The following is a 16,446-nucleotide window of genomic DNA, read 5'->3' as shown; positions in this document are numbered from 1 at the left end:
GAAAAAGAGTGAAAACCGGGATGAGGGATACCCCGGTTGGCAGGATTAGACGTTAAAAGGGGAGGTGTTATCCAGCACTGCCTGAATTACGTTCAGCGCGCCCTGATGGTTGTTGTCGTCGGTCTGATAGCGAGCAATCGCTTTAATACTCTCTGCCGCGTTGGCCATGGCGAAAGAGTAGTGCGCCATTTTCAGCATTTCCGCGTCGTTGCCGCTATCGCCAATGGCGACTACGTTTTGCGGTGACAGGTTCCAGCGTTTAAGCAGGCGGCTGATCCCGTTGGCTTTATGTAAGCCCGGAATGATCAGATCGATAAACCCGAAGCCGCTGGTGACGGGCTTCATGATGCCGTCCAGCGCAGCATGCAGGTGATCGATAACCAATGGGATTTGTTGGTCCGGTAAATTTAGCGAGAACTTGAACAGCACATCGTCGATATCCTGATAATCTTTTACAGGTTTCAGGCGATGGTAGTGTTTTGACATCAATGCGACAAAGGACTCCGGCGCATTTTCGCTAACGTAAGCGCTTTGCAGCCCACAAGCCACAAAGTTGAGCTGCTTATCTTTTAGCAGTTCACCAATGACAATACGGGACTCGTGGCGGGTTAGCTCGCCATGAAATAGCTGTTTGCCATGTTCAAAAACTAACGCCCCGTTCTCGGCGACAAAGGAAATTTCCTCTTTGAGCTCCGGGAAAAAGGAGATCAGCTGGTAATACTGGTTGCCGCTGGCCACGACAAATTCAATATTTCGTTTTTTCAGTTCCTGATACTGCGCCATAAAACGTGCACGATCGTATTTCTTGGCGTCGTCGAGAAAAGTTCCGTCCATATCGGTGACGATAACTTTGATGGTCATAAAGATAGGCTCCTGGCGATTACTGCAACCAGAAACATTCTAATAACAATGTGACCTGTAGCACAAATTTAATTTCGAATGAAAGTAAAAAGCCGGGTGGTAGCTTCGCCTTACCCGGCAATGGGGAGGGTAGCGTGCCGGATGGCGGTGCGGAATCTCATCCGGCCGACAATATTGTTTACAGCATATGTTCAGTACGCGCGATGATGTCGTCTTGCGCATCCGGAGAAAGCGCAGTGAAGAAGGCGGAATAACCTGCTACACGGACCACCAGGTCACGATATTGATCCGGGTGTTTTTTGGCTTCCAGCAGCGTTTCACGGGAGACAATGTTGTACTGAATATGCCAGCCTTTGTGCTCTTCGAAGAAGGTGCGCAGCAGGATCATCAGCTTTTGCTTATCGGATTCATTTTCCAGCGTGGCCGGGTTGAGCTTCTGATTTAACAGCACGCCGCCAAGAATCGAACCGGTCGGCAGTTTACCCACCGAACCAATTACCGCCGTTGGGCCGAGATGGTCCGTACCGGAAGCCGGACTGGCGCCTTCTGCCAGTGGAGTGTGTGCTTTACGGCCATCCGGCGTTGCCATCGTTGCTGCGCCAAAAGGCACGTTTGCAGAAATAGACGAGGTCCCGGCGTAGTAATTGCCGCCAACCGGGCCACGTCCGTAACGCGGATTATGATACTGTTTCAGTTCATCGATATAGGTCTGATAAGCGCGGGCCAGCAGCGTATCAACGCTATCGTCATCGTTACCGTATTTCGGCGCGCCGTTGATCAGTCGTTGGCGTAACTGCTCATGGGTCAGACCGTCAAAATCATCGGCCAGCGCGGCGGCCAGCTGTTGTTGACCGATAGCGCCCTGTTCAAAGACCAGTTTCTTCACTGCAGCCAGGCTGTTACCGAGGTTGGCAATACCCACCTGCAAACCCGATACCCAGTCATACTTCGCGCCGCCTTGCTTAATGCTTTTCGCCCGCTCAATGCAGTCGTCTACCAGCGCGGAGCACAGAATATCGTGCACGTTCTCTTCCAGCATGGTATCGACGACATACTCAATTTCTATGGATTTACGCGTGTAGTAGCGGATCTGTGTATCCCAGGCGTCCATCACTTCGTCGAAATTGTTGAAGTTACCGGCTGAGAGCGCTTTTTCCTGTGGCAGAAAGACTTTGCCACTGGTGGCATCGCGCCCACCTTCCAGTGCCGCCAGCATCACGCGGGCAAAGTTAATAAAGCTCATGCCGGTGCAACGATAGCCCCATTTCCCACCAACAGCGGTTTCGATACATCCAATAGCCGCATAGTCATAGGCGTCCTGCGGTTCAATGCCCAGCTTAATGAATTCCGGTATGACGATTTCATCGTTGTTAAAGGCGGGCATCCCGAAGCCGCAGCGGATCACCTGCACGCAGGCATCGAGGAAGTCATTACTCATCCCCGCGTGATAACGCACGCTCAGGTTTGGCTGCGTAGAACGCAGGCGGCCGCAGGACTCCAGAATGGCGTAGGAGAGCGGGTTGACGGCATCCATCGGCTGACCGTTGACCAGGTTTTGACCACCAATGGTCACGTTCTGATACAGCGGACTGCCCGCCGAGGCTTTCGAATGGGAGCCGGAACGGATTTTGTTCACTTCCAGCAGTTTCAACCAGCAGCTGTGCAACAGTTCAATAGCGTGCTCACGATCAAGGCTCTGGTTCAGTTCGACGTCGCGACGATAGAATGGGTAGAGGTATTGATCCATACGACCAAACGACACCGAGTGACCGTTAGATTCAATTTGCAGGATCAACTGGATGAAATAGCACAGCTGCAGCGCCTGCCAGAATGTTTTTGGCGGCTCATGGGCGATAACATCACAGTTTTCCGCCATGGTCAGCAGTTCATCTCGACGACTGGCGCGAGTTTCTGTGGATGCCATTTTACGTGCCAGCGCGGCAAAGCGCTCAATGTGCAGGCTGACGGCCTCCAGCACGATATCTATCGCTTTCAGGAACTGATCGCCATGGAGGTCTTCCAGACATGTCAGATTGATGCGGGAGCGACGTTCATCGACTTTGTGACGCAGGCCGTCGAGACCTTTTTCCAGCAGCAGCGGGAAGTTTACCGCCAGGTGCGCGTCGCCGGAGGTCATGTTACCTTCGGCTTTGATAATGCCGGTTTCCAGCAGCCCTTTCTGCTCATCAGTGAACATCCCGTAGCAGCGATCCTGCACGGTTTGACCACGCCACCATGGGCACACCTCATGCAATACACGTTTGTTCTCTTCGCTTACCGCAAATCCTGCACCCGGTCTGTCGGCGAGGTCGTCGATCTCTTTTTCAATCCAGGAGACGGTGTATTCCGGGAAAATAGGCGCGGCACGCACTTCGCTTGCCTGGTTACCAATGATCAGTTCGTCATGTTTGATCCAGATGGTGCGTTCCGTCAGATGATGGGCTAGTGCCAGTGCGCGACGTACCGGGATAGGCTTATCCAGGTGTTGCTGATACATCTCGGTATAGTGCTGGGCGCGCTCGGTACAAACCGGTGGCTTCACGATGTGGATCAGGGCCGTTTTATGCGCTTTGATACGGTCGCTGAGTGTGTCCAGTTTCAGAGTGGTCATGGCGATTATCCTCGTAGGGTCGCGGTTAAACCTTTAAGGCTGGCGTACTGCTGGGCAAATTCGAGCAGTGCTGGCGCATCAAGCGGTTTATCCGGTGCGTTGTAGGGTTGACTGAGTAAGTGGTATTTGTTGATGCCCAGGGTGTGGTAGGGCAAGAAATGGATCTCACCGACGTGAAGCTCATCGGCGGCAAAATCGGTAATGGCCTGAATAGCGGCTTCGTCTGCGTTGAATCCCTGAATCAGCGGTACGCGGATAATCATTTTTTTACCGGCGGCAGCCAGTTTTTTTAGATTTTCCAGTACGCGAGAGGCACGCCCATCGGTCCATTGTTTAAACGGCGCATCCGCCACGTGTTTTAGATCGGCGAGAAACAAATCGACGTCAGGTAATGATGGTTCAATATACTTCCACGGGACATGCAGACAGGTTTCCACCGCGGTATGAATGCCTGCGTCGTGGCTGGCTTTGAGCAAAGCAGCTGCCAGCTCTGGCTGCATAAACGGTTCACCGCCGGACAGGGTGAGGCCTCCGCCACTGCGGTCGTAAAACGGTTTATCTCGCAATACGGTCGCCATGATATCGTCCACGCTTTTTACCTCTCCGCAGACGGTTAACGCCTGAGTCGGACAGCAGTCGGTCAGTACGGTGAGAGCGTCATCGGTCAGTTTTTCGCGATGAATAAGTAATCCGCCCAGCGCCCGTTCAATCACCGCGGGTGCAGCCTGAGCACAGAGATCGCAACCGTCAAGGCACAAACGCGCGTCATAAAGCAGGTCCTGCGTGCGGGCGCGGCTTTCCGGATTCTGGCACCACCGACAGCCCAGGGAGCATCCCTTAAGGAACACCACAGTACGGATCCCGGGGCCATCATGCGTGGAGTAGCGCTGGATATTGAAAATCATAAGCGACCTCTTTTCTTTCGTATAAAGATTAAATTACTTTCGAATGAAAGTTATATTGACATGCGTCAACTAACCGTGAGGTTTCGCCGTGCTACCTTTTATTCATGCTAATTATTCGTTTGAGGAAAGCTTATGGAACTCTATTTAGATACGTCTGATGTTGATGCGGTAAAAGCTCTGGCGCGCATTTTCCCGCTGGCAGGGGTGACCACTAACCCGAGCATTGTGGCGGCAGGGAACCAGACGCTGGAAGTACTACTGCCGCAACTGCAGGAGGCGACGGGAGGGCAAGGGCGTCTGTTTGCTCAGGTGATGGCGACCACCGCCGAAGGGATGGTCAGCGATGCGCGTAAGCTGCGGGCAATCATTTCTAATATCGTGGTCAAAGTGCCGGTGACAGCAGAAGGTCTGGCGGCTATAAAATTGCTGAAAGAAGAAGGGATCCCGACGTTGGGTACTGCGGTATACGGTGCAGCTCAAGGGTTATTGGCTGCTCTGGCGGGTGCGGAATACGTTGCGCCATACGTTAACCGCGTGGATGCGCAAGGAGGGGATGGCATCCAGACGGTGACCGACCTGCAGACGTTACTGAAAATGCATGCCCCGCACGCCAAAGTACTGGCAGCCAGTTTTAAAACACCGCGTCAGGCGCTGGATTGTCTGCTGGCGGGCTGCGAGTCCATCACGCTACCGCTGGATGTTGCTCAGCAGATGATTAGCTCTCCGGCAGTTGATGCTGCCGTCGCGAAGTTTGAGCACGACTGGCAGAGTGCATTTGGACGCACGTCGATCTGATGCTGTTGCCGGATGGCGCTAACGCTTACCCGGCCTACGTTGGAGCCGTTGTAGGTCGGGTAAGGCGAAGCCGCCACCCGACTTTTTTACTGCCCGCAAACCTCACACCCCGGGTTGCGCATTAGCTTCATTTCGCGAAACTGGCAGGTCATGGCGTCGTACATGACGATTTTTCCAGACGCCGGTTTACCATAGTTTGCCAGCAACTTAATGGCCTCCATCGCCTGTAACGAGCCAATCACGCCGATCAGCGGGGCCATCACTCCTGCCTCGACGCAGGTCAGGGCGTTTTCACCGAACAGACGACTCAGGCAACGGTAGCATGGCTCTCCTTCCTGATACGTAAAGACGGTAATTTGTCCTTCCATGCGAATTGCCGCCCCAGAAACCAACGGAACCCTGGCGGCGAAGCATCCGGCATTCAGCTGATTGCGGATGCTGACGTTATCCGTACAGTCCAGCACCAAATCGTGCTCGGCGATCAGCGCGTGAATCTGGTTTTCTTCCAGCAGCGCATTCACTGGCATAATGGCGATGTAAGGGTTAATCCGCGCCAGTGCGTCGCGGGCGGAGAGCACTTTGGGCTGTCCAACGGTCGCATCGCTATGCAGCGTCTGGCGTTGGAGGTTCGACACGGAGACTGTGTCAAAGTCGAGCAGGGTTAAATGCCCGACGCCAGCGCCCGCAAGGTACTGGGTTGCTGCGCATCCCAGTCCCCCCAGACCAACGACCAGTACCCGCGCATCTTTGAGCGCTTCCTGACCTTCGAAATCGAAGCCGCGCAGAATGATTTGCCGGTTATAGCGCATCATCTCCTGGTCGCTGAGTTCTGCCATTACAGGCCTCCAAACAGTGCGTTAAACGGCTCGACCTCAACCCATTCTCCGGCCTCAACGTTACCGCGATCGCGCTCCAGCACGATAAAGCAGTTGCCCTGGCTAAAGGAGCTAAAAATATGCGAGCCCTGGTGTCCGGTGGTGGTGACTTCCAGTTCGCCTTCCGCGGTACGCTGCAATACACCACGTTGAAAATCCAGACGCCCTGGCGTTTTCTTCAGGCGTGAGGCGGTGCGCACGCGCTGGCGCGGAGGTAACCCACAGGCGGTGTTTCCGCTGAGTTTCGCCAGCAGCGGTTGCACCAGCTGATAAAAGGTGAGGGCTGCAGACACCGGGTTACCCGGCAGGCCGCAAAACCAGCTGTTGCTCAGTTTACCAAACGCGAACGGTTTACCGGGTTTGATGGCAAGCTTCCAGAAGGCAATTTCTCCCAGCTCTTCCAGAATGGTTTTGGTGTAATCCGCTTCGCCTACCGAAACGCCGCCAGAGCTGATGACGACGTCGGCCTGGCTGTCGGCTTCGATAAATGCGGCTCGCAGCGCGTTGGGATCGTCGCGAATAATTCCTAAGTTGATCACTTCGCAGCCCAACTGCTGCAGCATCAGGTGAACGGTCAGACGGTTTGTGTCATAAATCTGCCCGTCGCCCAGCGGTTGACCCGGCAGTTGCAGCTCATCACCGGTGGAGAACAACGCCACGCGAACTTTGCGAACGACCGGTACTTCGGCAATGCCGAGTGAGGCCAGAACCGGAAGCTCGGCGGTTGTCAGACGAGTTCCGGTGGGGAATACCACCGCGCCGTTTGCGATATCTTCACCGCGCAGACGAATATTTTGTCCGCTGCGGACCTCGGCGGTAAAACGCACACCGTCGTCAGTTTGTTCCGTTTGCTCCTGCATCACCACCGCTTCACAACCGGCAGGCACCGGGGCACCGGTCATAATGCGGATGCAGGTTCCCGCAGGCCACTCGCCGTGGAATGGTTGACCAGCAAAGGCTTTGCCAGCCACCGCAAGAGGCTGGTCTGATTGTAAATCGGCTAATCGCACCGCATAGCCATCCATTGCCGAGTTATCGAATCCCGGCACATCAATCGGGGATATGACGTCGGTGGCCAGAATGCGACCAAAGCATTGAACCAGCGGCAGCGTTTCGACGGCGGTGAGTGGGGTAATACGCGAAAGCATCTGAGAGAGAGCCGTTTCAAGCGGCATCAGTCCGGCGGTAAATTCCATGAGAAGACTCCTGCGGGGCAAAATCGAATCTGCTCATTATGTCAGAAAATGGACGCGGACAGTATGCTACCTCAGGCTTAGGATCCGATCTGAGACAGGTTTTCTGCCAGAGAATAGCGCTACAGGAAAAATGCAGTATAGACTCATTATTTCTGCTTTTTTCCAGGAGGCTAAATGGCTGCGATTATCCCAAATTCAATTCTACAACAGGTGAATGCCGCCAGTGCACTGATTGCGCGGATTATCGAGGGCGACCTGGTTGCTGTTCATTTGTATGGCTCTGCTGTTGAAGGTGGCTTAAAGCCCCAAAGCGATATCGATTTACTGGTTACCATTAGGCAGCCACTGAATACCCGGCAAAGAAAAGATCTGATGCAGGGTTTTCTGGAAATATCAGCACCGCCTGGCAGCGTTGATAACTATCGGGCGCTGGAAGTGACCATCGTGGTCTATTCACAACTTGTGCCGTGGCGATTCTCTCCGGCGAGAGAGATGCAGTTTGGCGAATGGTTGCGTGATGATATCTGCGCTGGCGTGTATGAACCGGCGCAGGTGGATCCTGATCTTTCCATCCTGCTGACCCAGGCCCGGCGCGCCAGCGTAGCGTTGTTCGGTGAACCCGCTGAGACGTTATTCAACGTCATCCCTTTTAGCGATGTCGTGCAAACATTTCGGCATATCCTTGATATGTGGCAGAAACCGGGCGATTTAGAGGGTGACGAGCGAAATATCATCCTTACTCTGGCGCGTATTTGGTACAGCGTAGTTACGGGCAATATTGTCGCTAAAGATGAAGCCGCCTCCTGGCTTATACCGCAATTACCCGATGAGTATGCGGATACGCTGCAAGCCGCACGTGCGGAATACCTGGGGTTAACCAAAAAGAACTGGACTGCGTCTATGCCGTCTGTTGAACGCTTTGTGTTTTATGCAAAAAAACAGATTGCCGATCGGCTTGAATAATATATTCAACGATGTTGGAAGATACACTTTCTGTTTAACTCATTTAAATAACCTGATGGGATGGGGCGTGAGGTACGGGCCTTTACCTTTACATGACGTCTGCATCTTTCTATATTCAAAAATCGAATCAATAAGTCACAGAAATTCTGATATTTATAACCCCGGTACCTGCCACCTAATGGACGAAAAAAATGGGTAAAGCAGTCATTGCAATTCACGGCGGCGCAGGGGCTATCACCCGTTCGCAGCTGAGTCAGGAGCAAGAGTTGCGTTATATTCAGGCGCTGTCGGATATCGTTGAAACCGGCCAGCGGATGCTAGAGGACGGTCGTAGCGCACTGGATGTGGTGACCGAAGCCGTGCGCTTACTGGAAGAGTGTCCGTTGTTTAATGCCGGAATTGGCGCGGTATATACCCGTGATGAAACCCATGAACTGGATGCCTGCGTGATGGACGGTAACACGCTTAATGCGGGAGCCGTCGCCGGAGTCAGCCATTTACGCAATCCGATTCTCGCGGCGCGCCTGGTAATGGAACATAGCCCACACGTCATGATGATAGGTGAAGGGGCAGAGAACTTTGCCATTGCGCAGGGTATGGAACGCGTATCAGCGGATATTTTCTCTACGCCAGAACGCTATGCTCAACTGCTGGCGGCGCGAACAGCGGGTGAAACGGTGCTGGACCATAGCGCGAGCCCGCTGGATGAAAACAACAAAATGGGTACCGTGGGGGCGGTCGCGTTAGATATGTTTGGCAATCTGGCGGCCGCAACATCGACCGGTGGAATGACCAACAAATTACCGGGGCGGGTGGGTGACAGTCCGTTGGTCGGCGCAGGCTGTTATGCCAATAACGCAAGTGTGGCAGTCTCCTGCACCGGAACCGGGGAAGTCTTTATTCGTGCGCTGGCGGCCTATGACATTGCGGCGTTGATGGATTACGGCGGCCTGAGTTTATCGGAGGCGTGTGAACGCGTAGTAATGGAAAAATTACCGGCGCTCGGTGGCAGCGGCGGTTTAATTGCTATCGATCATGAGGGCAATGTCGCCTTGCCGTTTAATAGCGAAGGCATGTACCGCGCCTGGGGATACGCAGGCGATACGCCAACCACCGGTATTTATCGGGAAAAAGGAGATAGCGTTGCCACACAGTGATGAGCTTGATGCCAGCGACGTGCTGGCAGTCAACAATCTGAATATTGCCTTTGAACAGGAGCAGCAGCGCGTCAGTGCGGTGCGCAATCTGTCATTTCGCCTGAAGCGTGGCGAAACGCTGGCGATCGTGGGCGAATCCGGTTCAGGAAAATCGGTAACAGCCTTGTCGCTGATGCGTCTGATTGAACAGGCCGGCGGCGAGGTGAGCTGCGATGAAATGCTGCTACGACGCCGTAACCGACAGGTTATTGAGCTGGGTGAACAGAGCGCATCACAAATGCGTCACGTGCGCGGTGCGGATATCGCGATGATCTTCCAGGAGCCTATGACATCGCTCAATCCGGTGTTTACCGTGGGCGAACAGATTGCCGAGTCTATACGCTTGCACCAGGGCGCCAGCCATGAAGAGGCGATGGTAGAAGCGAAGCGAATGCTCGATCAGGTGCGTATCCCCGAGGCGAAGGCGATTTTATCGCGATATCCACACCAGCTTTCCGGCGGTATGCGCCAGCGGGTGATGATCGCCATGGCACTGTCGTGTCGCCCTGCGGTTTTAATTGCCGATGAGCCGACGACCGCGCTGGATGTCACCATTCAGGCGCAGATCCTGCAACTAATAAAAGTGTTGCAGCAGGATATGTCGATGGGAGTGATCTTCATTACCCACGATATGGGCGTCGTGGCGGATATTGCCGACCGCGTGCTGGTGATGTATCAGGGCGAGGCGGTAGAAACCGGCAGCGTTGAACAGATTTTTCACAATCCCCAGCATCCCTATACCAAAGCGCTGTTGGCAGCCGTGCCGCAGCTTGGGGCGATGAACGGGCATGAGCTTCCACGCCGTTTCCCGCTTATTTCATTGCACGATCCCAGTCATGTAGAACCGCAGACCGAGCAGGACACCGTGGTTGAAGGCGAGCCTATTCTGCGGGTACGAAATTTGGTGACGCGTTTTCCTCTGCGCAGCGGCATTCTAAATCGCGTGACTCGCGAGGTGCATGCAGTGGAAAACGTCAGTTTTGACCTGTGGCCGGGAGAAACGCTCTCGCTGGTGGGGGAGTCAGGCTGCGGGAAATCCACCACCGGGCGGGCGCTGCTGCGCCTGGTTGAGTCTCAGCGTGGGGAAATCATTTTCAACGGACAGCGTATTGATACCCTTGCTGCCAGCAAGTTGCAGCCGCTGCGTCGGGATATTCAGTTTATCTTCCAGGATCCGTATGCCTCGCTCGATCCGCGCCAGACTGTGGGATATTCCATTCTGGAGCCGCTACGAGTACATGGGTTATTGCAGGGCGATGCGGGGTCAAAACGGGTTGCATGGTTGTTGGAACGTGTAGGCTTGCTACCTGAGCATGCCTGGCGCTATCCACATGAGTTTTCCGGCGGTCAGCGTCAGCGTATCTGTATTGCACGGGCATTGGCGCTCAATCCCAAAGTGATTATTGCCGATGAATCTGTCTCGGCGCTGGATGTTTCAATTCGTGGGCAAATCATCAACCTGATGCTCGACCTGCAGCGAGAATTGGGTATCGCATATCTGTTTATTTCCCACGATATGGCGGTAGTGGAACGGATCAGTCACCGTGTGGCGGTGATGTATCTGGGGCAGATCGTTGAGATAGGCACCCGGCGGGCGGTGTTTGAAAATCCGCAACATCCGTACACTCGCAAGCTGATGGCGGCAGTTCCGGTCGCCGATCCATCCCATCACCGTCCCCAGCGCGTGCTGTTGTCGGACGATATCCCCAGCAATATTCGCAAACGTGGCGAAGAGATTTCCCCCGTTTCGCTCCAGTTAGTTGGTCCGGGGCATTATGTTGCGCGTGGGCAACCAGAAAATGCGCTTTCGCGTTTATAACAGGCAGGCAGGGTTTAAGGAGAATAACATGACAAAAATTGTTGCTCGAAAATGGCTGGTTGCTGTGGGAGTGGTCTCTGCACTGGCCGCATCGCCTGGCTGGGCCGCCAAAGATGTGGTGGTGGCGGTGGGATCCAATTTCACGACGCTCGACCCCTATGACGCGAATGACACGTTGTCGCAGGCGGTAGCGAAGTCGTTTTATCAGGGGTTGTTTGGCCTTGATAAAGAGATGAAACTGAAAAATGTGCTCGCGGAGAGTTATACGGTTTCTGATGATGGGCTGACCTATACCCTTAAGCTGCGTCAGGGGGTGAAGTTTCAGGATGGCACCGACTTCAACGCCGATGCGGTTAAAGCTAACCTCGATCGGGCCAGTAACCCGGAAAACCATCTGAAACGTTACAACCTGTATAAGAATATCGATAAAACCGAAGTCGTCGATCCGTCGACGGTGAAGATTACGCTGAAACAGCCGTTCTCTGCCTTTATCAATATTCTGGCGCACCCGGCAACGGCGATGATTTCTCCCGCCGCGCTGGAGAAATACGGTAAGGAGATCGGTTTCCATCCTGTGGGGACCGGGCCGTACCAGCTTGATACCTGGAATCAGACGGATTTTGTGAAGGTTAAGAAGTTCGCGGGCTACTGGCAGCAAGGGTTGCCAAAGCTGGATACGATTACCTGGCGTCCGGTGACCGACAACAACACGCGTGCGGCCATGCTGCAAACTGGGGAAGCGCAGTTTGCCTTCCCAATCCCTTACGAGCAGGCGGCGTTACTGGCGAAGAACAAAAACCTGGAACTGGTGGCCAGTCCGTCTATTATGCAGCGTTATATCAGCATGAACGTCACGCAAAAACCGTTCGACAACCCAAAAGTGCGTGAGGCGCTGAACTATGCCATCAACCGCCAGGCGCTGGTGAAAGTGGCTTTTGCTGGTTACGCGACGCCGGCAACCGGCGTTCTCCCCCCGTCGATAGCCTATGCGCAAAGCTATACGCCGTGGCCCTACGACCCGGCGAAAGCGCGCGAACTGCTGAAAGAAGCAGGTTATCCGAACGGTTTTACCACTACGCTATGGTCTTCGCATAACCACAGTACCGCGCAGAAAGTGCTGCAATTTACCCAGCAGCAGCTGGCGCAGGTGGGCATTAAGGCTCAGGTTACAGCGATGGATGCTGGTCAGCGCGCCGCGGAAGTTGAAGGGAAGGCGCAGAAAGAGAGCGGGGTACGGATGTTCTACACCGGCTGGTCGGCGTCTACGGGTGAAGCTGACTGGGCGCTGTCACCGCTGTTTGCATCACAAAACTGGCCGCCAACTCTGTTTAACACGGCGTTCTACAGCAATAAGCAGGTGGACAGTGATTTATCGGCAGCGTTGCAAACTAACGATCCGGCGCAGAAAGCGAAGCTGTACAAAGACGCGCAGGATATTATCTGGAAAGAGTCGCCGTGGATCCCGCTGGTAGTGGAAAAACTGATTTCGGCGCACAGCACCAGGTTGACCGGATTCTGGATCATGCCGGATACCGGATTTAGCTTTGATGATGCGGATTTAAAATAAGCTATTCATTCGGCCCCGCAGCCCAGGGGCCGGCGAAGGGAGCGTGATGCTTAACTATGTTTTCAAGCGCCTGCTGGGGTTGATTCCAACTCTGTTGATTGTTGCGGTGCTGGTATTTTTATTTGTTCATCTGCTACCCGGCGATCCGGCCCGGCTGATTGCCGGACCGGAAGCTGACGCCGAGGTGATTGAACTGGTGCGCAAGCAGCTGGGTCTGGACCAGCCGCTGCATGTTCAGTTCTGGCATTACATGACCAACGTGTTGCAAGGCGATTTTGGCACGTCGATGGTTTCTCGTCGCCCGGTTTCTGAAGAGATAGCCAGTCGTTTTATGCCATCACTATGGCTGACTATTGCCAGTATGGCGTGGGCGGTATTGTTTGGTATGACGGCGGGGATCATTGCTGCCGTATGGCGAAATCGTTGGCCGGACAGATTAAGCATGACGCTGGCGGTCACCGGGATCTCGTTCCCGGCGTTTGCGCTTGGCATGCTGCTGATGCAGATATTCTCCGTTGAGCTCGGTTGGTTACCCACCGTTGGCGCTGACACCTGGATGCACTATATCCTCCCGTCTATTACGCTGGGCGCGGCGGTGGCTGCGGTGTTAGCCCGATTTACTCGCGCCTCGTTTGTTGATGTGCTCAGCGAAGATTATATGCGTACCGCGCGGGCTAAAGGGGTGAGTGAAACCTGGGTGGTGTTAAAACATGGTCTGCGTAATGCGATGATCCCGGTGGTCACCATGATGGGACTACAGTTTGGCTTTTTGCTTGGTGGATCAATCGTGGTTGAGAAGGTGTTCAACTGGCCTGGGCTTGGGCGACTGTTGGTGGACTCCGTCGAAATGCGCGACTACCCGGTGATTCAGGCCGAGGTACTGTTGTTTTCTCTGGAATTTATTCTTATTAACTTAGTGGTGGATGTGCTCTACGCTGCCATTAATCCGGCTATCAGGTACAAGTAAGGATGCGATTTTTTAACTGGCGCCGACAGGCGATTTTAAATGCGATGCCCCTTGTTAAGCCAGAGCAGATACGCACACCGTGGCATGAGTTCTGGCGTCGGTTCCGTCGACAGCACATGGCGATGGTCGCTGGGCTGTTTGTATTGCTCCTGATCATGGTGGCGATTTTTGCCCGCTGGCTGACGCCATTTGATGCCGAGAATTACTTCGATTATGACCGTTTGAATGATGGGCCGTCGATGCTGCATTGGTTTGGCGTTGACTCACTGGGACGGGATATTTTTAGCCGCGTGCTGGTTGGCGCGCAAATCTCGCTGGCGGCAGGGGTCTTTGCCGTGTTTATTGGCGCGGCGATTGGTACGGTACTGGGGCTGCTGGCGGGATACTACGAAGGCTGGTGGGATCGACTGATCATGCGAATCTGCGATGTGCTGTTCGCCTTTCCGGGGATATTGCTGGCGATAGCCGTGGTCGCCGTGCTGGGCAGCGGAATTGCTAATGTGATCATTGCCGTGGCCATTTTCTCCATTCCAGCCTTCGCGCGCCTGGTGCGCGGGAATACGCTGGTGCTGAAGCAACAGACGTTTATTGAGTCTGCGCGCAGTATTGGTGCCAGCGATGCGACCATCATCTTCAACCATATTCTGCCTGGAACGGTCTCATCGATCGTGGTCTTCTTTACCATGCGAATTGGTACGTCGATTATCTCTGCCGCGAGCTTGTCATTCCTGGGATTAGGCGCACAGCCGCCGACGCCGGAGTGGGGGGCAATGCTTAATGAAGCGCGCGCTGATATGGTGATCGCGCCGCACGTGGCGATTTTCCCGGCGGTAGCGATATTCCTGACGGTGCTGGCGTTTAACTTACTGGGAGATGGTCTGCGCGACGCGCTGGACCCGAAAATTAAAGGGTAAACCGTAGGCCTGATAAGACGCTTCAGCGTCGCCATCAGGCATTGCCGGATGCGGCATAAATGCCTTATCCGGCCTACGTTGGGTTACGCTAATTAAACGCGGGTGCCCCACAGATCGTATTCATCTGCGTTTTCGACCTTCACGCGGATGATATCGCCAGGTTTCACCTTGGTTTCACCATTCAGGTATACCGCGCCGTCGATTTCTGGAGCATCAGCCATGCTACGACCAATTGCGCCTTCTTCGTCAACTTCATCAACGATAACCAGAATCTCGCGGCCCACTTTCTCCTGCAAACGTTCAGCAGAGATCTGCTGCTGCAATTGCATAAAGCGGTTCCAGCGTTCTTCTTTCACCTCTTCCGGGATTTGATCCGGCAGGTCATTAGCGCCAGCGCCTTCTACCGGGCTGTATTTAAAGCAGCCCACGCGATCCAGACGCGCTTCCTTCAGGAAGTCGAGCAACATCTGGAAGTCTTCTTCCGTTTCACCCGGGAAACCAACAATGAAGGTGGAGCGCAGCGTCAGTTCAGGGCAGATTTCACGCCACTGCTTGATGCGCGCCAGCTGTCTGTCCACGGAGCCCGGGCGTTTCATCAGTTTAAGAATACGCGGGCTGGCATGCTGTAACGGGATGTCCAGATACGGCAGGATTTTGCCTTCCGCCATCAGCGGGATCACATCATCAACGTGCGGGTAAGGGTAGACGTAATGGAGGCGCGTCCAGATCCCCAGTTTTGATAACTGTTCGCACAGATCAACCATGCTGGTTTTGACCGGCTCGCCGTTATGGAAACCGGTACGATGCTTCACATCTACACCGTAAGCAGAGGTATCCTGAGAGATTACCAGAATCTCTTTCACGCCCGCATCGACCAGACGCTTGGCTTCGCTGAGGACGTCGCCAATCGGACGGCTCACCAGATCGCCGCGCATGGATGGAATAATGCAGAACGTGCAGCGGTGGTTACAGCCCTCGGAAATCTTCAGATAGGCGTAATGGCGAGGAGTCAGCTTAACGCCCTGCTCAGGAACCAGGCTCTGGAACGGGTTGTGTTTTGGTTTTGGCACATAGTGGTGAACGTGCTCCAGAACCTGTTCATAGCTATGCGGCCCGGTGATTTCCAGTACCTTCGGGTGGACTTCACGGATCTGATCGACTTTCGCGCCCAGACAGCCGGTGACAATCACCTTACCGTTCTCATTCAGCGCTTCGCCAATTGCTTCCAGGGACTCCTGAACCGCACTGTCGATAAAGCCGCAGGTATTAACGATAACCATATCCGCGTCGTCGTAGCTTGGCACAACATCATAGCCTTCGGTACGAAGTTCGGTCAGGATGCGCTCAGAATCGACGAGGTTTTTCGGACAACCTAGTGATATAAAACCAATTTTTGCCATTTTCTTATACTGTACATTGCTCGTAATCGGGGGATTATACAGATGCCTTCACGGTACATCTATATCTGATCAGCATAAGACGGAGAGAATAAAGAGCGATACCTATAAAGAGTAGATCGTTCAGTGAAAGGTGTTTAGTGAGTCTAATTCCGGCTTTAAGTGCCGCTTCTTGGCTATAGACACTCATTATCGTAAATTTTATCTCGTCGAGCGTTACTAATGAGGTTTAATTTGAAAGATATTGTTTTGAAGTCGAAACTTGAAATGGCTAAAACTCTTTATGCTAATGGTGTGAGTTTATATTATATCTCACTTGCCACAGGCTTAAGTTGGCGTGTATTAATGACAGAATTAACGTTCATCGCCAGTCATGAAAA

Annotated in this window: 13 protein-coding genes; 7 read left to right on the top strand and 6 right to left on the bottom strand. The window is 53.8% G+C overall.

Going from position 1 to position 16,446, the window contains the following annotated elements; all coding sequences use genetic code 11:
- Positions 1–45: 45 nt before the first annotated feature.
- From OGY06_RS06855 to OGY06_RS06845, 3 genes are all read right to left on the bottom strand, one after another.
- Positions 46–861, bottom strand: coding sequence for a Cof-type HAD-IIB family hydrolase (locus OGY06_RS06855; protein WP_126318719.1), 816 nt, complete (start codon positions 859–861; stop codon positions 46–48).
- 178 nt (positions 862–1,039) lie between these two features.
- Positions 1,040–3,472 (bottom strand): glycyl radical protein, encoded by a 2,433-nt coding sequence (locus tag OGY06_RS06850; protein WP_126956721.1) that lies wholly within the window; start codon positions 3,470–3,472, stop codon positions 1,040–1,042.
- Positions 3,473–3,477: 5 nt separating this feature from the next.
- Positions 3,478–4,377, bottom strand: coding sequence for a glycyl-radical enzyme activating protein (locus OGY06_RS06845; RefSeq protein WP_008784219.1), 900 nt, complete (start codon positions 4,375–4,377; stop codon positions 3,478–3,480).
- 132 nt (positions 4,378–4,509) lie between these two features.
- Between OGY06_RS06845 and fsa the strand changes: the two genes are divergently transcribed.
- The gene (gene fsa / locus OGY06_RS06840; protein WP_063940650.1) at positions 4,510–5,172 is read left to right on the top strand and encodes a fructose-6-phosphate aldolase; all 663 of its coding nucleotides are present in this window, start codon (positions 4,510–4,512) and stop codon (positions 5,170–5,172) included.
- 86 nt (positions 5,173–5,258) lie between these two features.
- On the opposite strand, the gene moeB is transcribed toward fsa, so the two are convergent.
- Positions 5,259–6,008 (bottom strand): molybdopterin-synthase adenylyltransferase MoeB, encoded by a 750-nt coding sequence (gene moeB, locus OGY06_RS06835; protein WP_149335587.1) that lies wholly within the window; start codon positions 6,006–6,008, stop codon positions 5,259–5,261.
- Positions 6,008–7,243, bottom strand: coding sequence for a molybdopterin molybdotransferase MoeA (gene moeA / locus OGY06_RS06830; RefSeq protein ID WP_008784221.1), 1,236 nt, complete (start codon positions 7,241–7,243; stop codon positions 6,008–6,010). The genes moeB and moeA overlap by 1 nt, the downstream gene beginning before the upstream one ends.
- Before the next feature lie 174 nt (positions 7,244–7,417).
- Here moeA and OGY06_RS06825 point away from each other — a divergent pair, with 174 nt between their 5' ends.
- The 6 genes from OGY06_RS06825 (at position 7,418) to gsiD (ending at position 14,669) form a co-directional block, all read left to right on the top strand.
- Positions 7,418–8,206, top strand: coding sequence for an aminoglycoside adenylyltransferase family protein (locus OGY06_RS06825; RefSeq protein WP_164562975.1), 789 nt, complete (start codon positions 7,418–7,420; stop codon positions 8,204–8,206).
- Positions 8,207–8,397: 191 nt separating this feature from the next.
- On the top strand, positions 8,398–9,363 hold the full coding sequence (iaaA, locus tag OGY06_RS06820) for a beta-aspartyl-peptidase (RefSeq protein ID WP_003836974.1): 966 nt from the start codon (positions 8,398–8,400) through the stop codon (positions 9,361–9,363).
- Positions 9,350–11,221, top strand: coding sequence for a glutathione ABC transporter ATP-binding protein GsiA (gsiA, locus tag OGY06_RS06815; RefSeq protein ID WP_003831607.1), 1,872 nt, complete (start codon positions 9,350–9,352; stop codon positions 11,219–11,221). The genes iaaA and gsiA overlap by 14 nt, the downstream gene beginning before the upstream one ends.
- Positions 11,222–11,249: 28 nt before the next feature.
- Positions 11,250–12,788, top strand: a complete 1,539-nt coding sequence (gsiB, locus tag OGY06_RS06810; protein ID WP_063940645.1) for a glutathione ABC transporter substrate-binding protein GsiB — start codon at positions 11,250–11,252, stop codon at positions 12,786–12,788.
- Positions 12,789–12,834: 46 nt separating this feature from the next.
- On the top strand, positions 12,835–13,755 hold the full coding sequence (gsiC, locus tag OGY06_RS06805; RefSeq protein WP_048235754.1) for a glutathione ABC transporter permease GsiC: 921 nt from the start codon (positions 12,835–12,837) through the stop codon (positions 13,753–13,755).
- A gap of 2 nt (positions 13,756–13,757) precedes the next feature.
- A complete protein-coding gene (gene gsiD, locus OGY06_RS06800; RefSeq protein ID WP_003831612.1) occupies positions 13,758–14,669 on the top strand; it encodes a glutathione ABC transporter permease GsiD in 912 nt (303 codons plus the stop codon).
- Positions 14,670–14,761: 92 nt separating this feature from the next.
- On the opposite strand, the gene rimO is transcribed toward gsiD, so the two are convergent.
- Positions 14,762–16,069: a 30S ribosomal protein S12 methylthiotransferase RimO gene (gene rimO / locus OGY06_RS06795; RefSeq protein ID WP_003831616.1), complete on the bottom strand. Its 1,308-nt coding sequence runs from the start codon at positions 16,067–16,069 to the stop codon at positions 14,762–14,764.
- Between the last annotated feature and the right edge of the window lie 377 nt (positions 16,070–16,446).

Origin of the sequence: Citrobacter sp. Cpo147 (assembly GCF_030332405.1) — a bacterium.
GTDB lineage: Bacteria > Pseudomonadota > Gammaproteobacteria > Enterobacterales > Enterobacteriaceae > Citrobacter > Citrobacter portucalensis.
This window is presented reverse-complemented; position numbering and strand designations above follow the sequence as displayed.

Coding starts and splice junctions, on each gene's coding strand:
- OGY06_RS06855 (WP_126318719.1), bottom strand. CDS start 861: ATGACCATCAAAGTTATCGTCACCGATATGGACGGAACTTTTCTCGAC.
- OGY06_RS06850 (WP_126956721.1), bottom strand. CDS start 3,472: ATGACCACTCTGAAACTGGACACACTCAGCGACCGTATCAAAGCGCAT.
- OGY06_RS06845 (WP_008784219.1), bottom strand. CDS start 4,377: ATGATTTTCAATATCCAGCGCTACTCCACGCATGATGGCCCCGGGATC.
- fsa (WP_063940650.1), top strand. CDS start 4,510: ATGGAACTCTATTTAGATACGTCTGATGTTGATGCGGTAAAAGCTCTG.
- moeB (WP_149335587.1), bottom strand. CDS start 6,008: ATGGCAGAACTCAGCGACCAGGAGATGATGCGCTATAACCGGCAAATC.
- moeA (WP_008784221.1), bottom strand. CDS start 7,243: ATGGAATTTACCGCCGGACTGATGCCGCTTGAAACGGCTCTCTCTCAG.
- OGY06_RS06825 (WP_164562975.1), top strand. CDS start 7,418: ATGGCTGCGATTATCCCAAATTCAATTCTACAACAGGTGAATGCCGCC.
- iaaA (WP_003836974.1), top strand. CDS start 8,398: ATGGGTAAAGCAGTCATTGCAATTCACGGCGGCGCAGGGGCTATCACC.
- gsiB (WP_063940645.1), top strand. CDS start 11,250: ATGACAAAAATTGTTGCTCGAAAATGGCTGGTTGCTGTGGGAGTGGTC.
- gsiC (WP_048235754.1), top strand. CDS start 12,835: ATGCTTAACTATGTTTTCAAGCGCCTGCTGGGGTTGATTCCAACTCTG.
- gsiD (WP_003831612.1), top strand. CDS start 13,758: ATGCGATTTTTTAACTGGCGCCGACAGGCGATTTTAAATGCGATGCCC.
- rimO (WP_003831616.1), bottom strand. CDS start 16,069: ATGGCAAAAATTGGTTTTATATCACTAGGTTGTCCGAAAAACCTCGTC.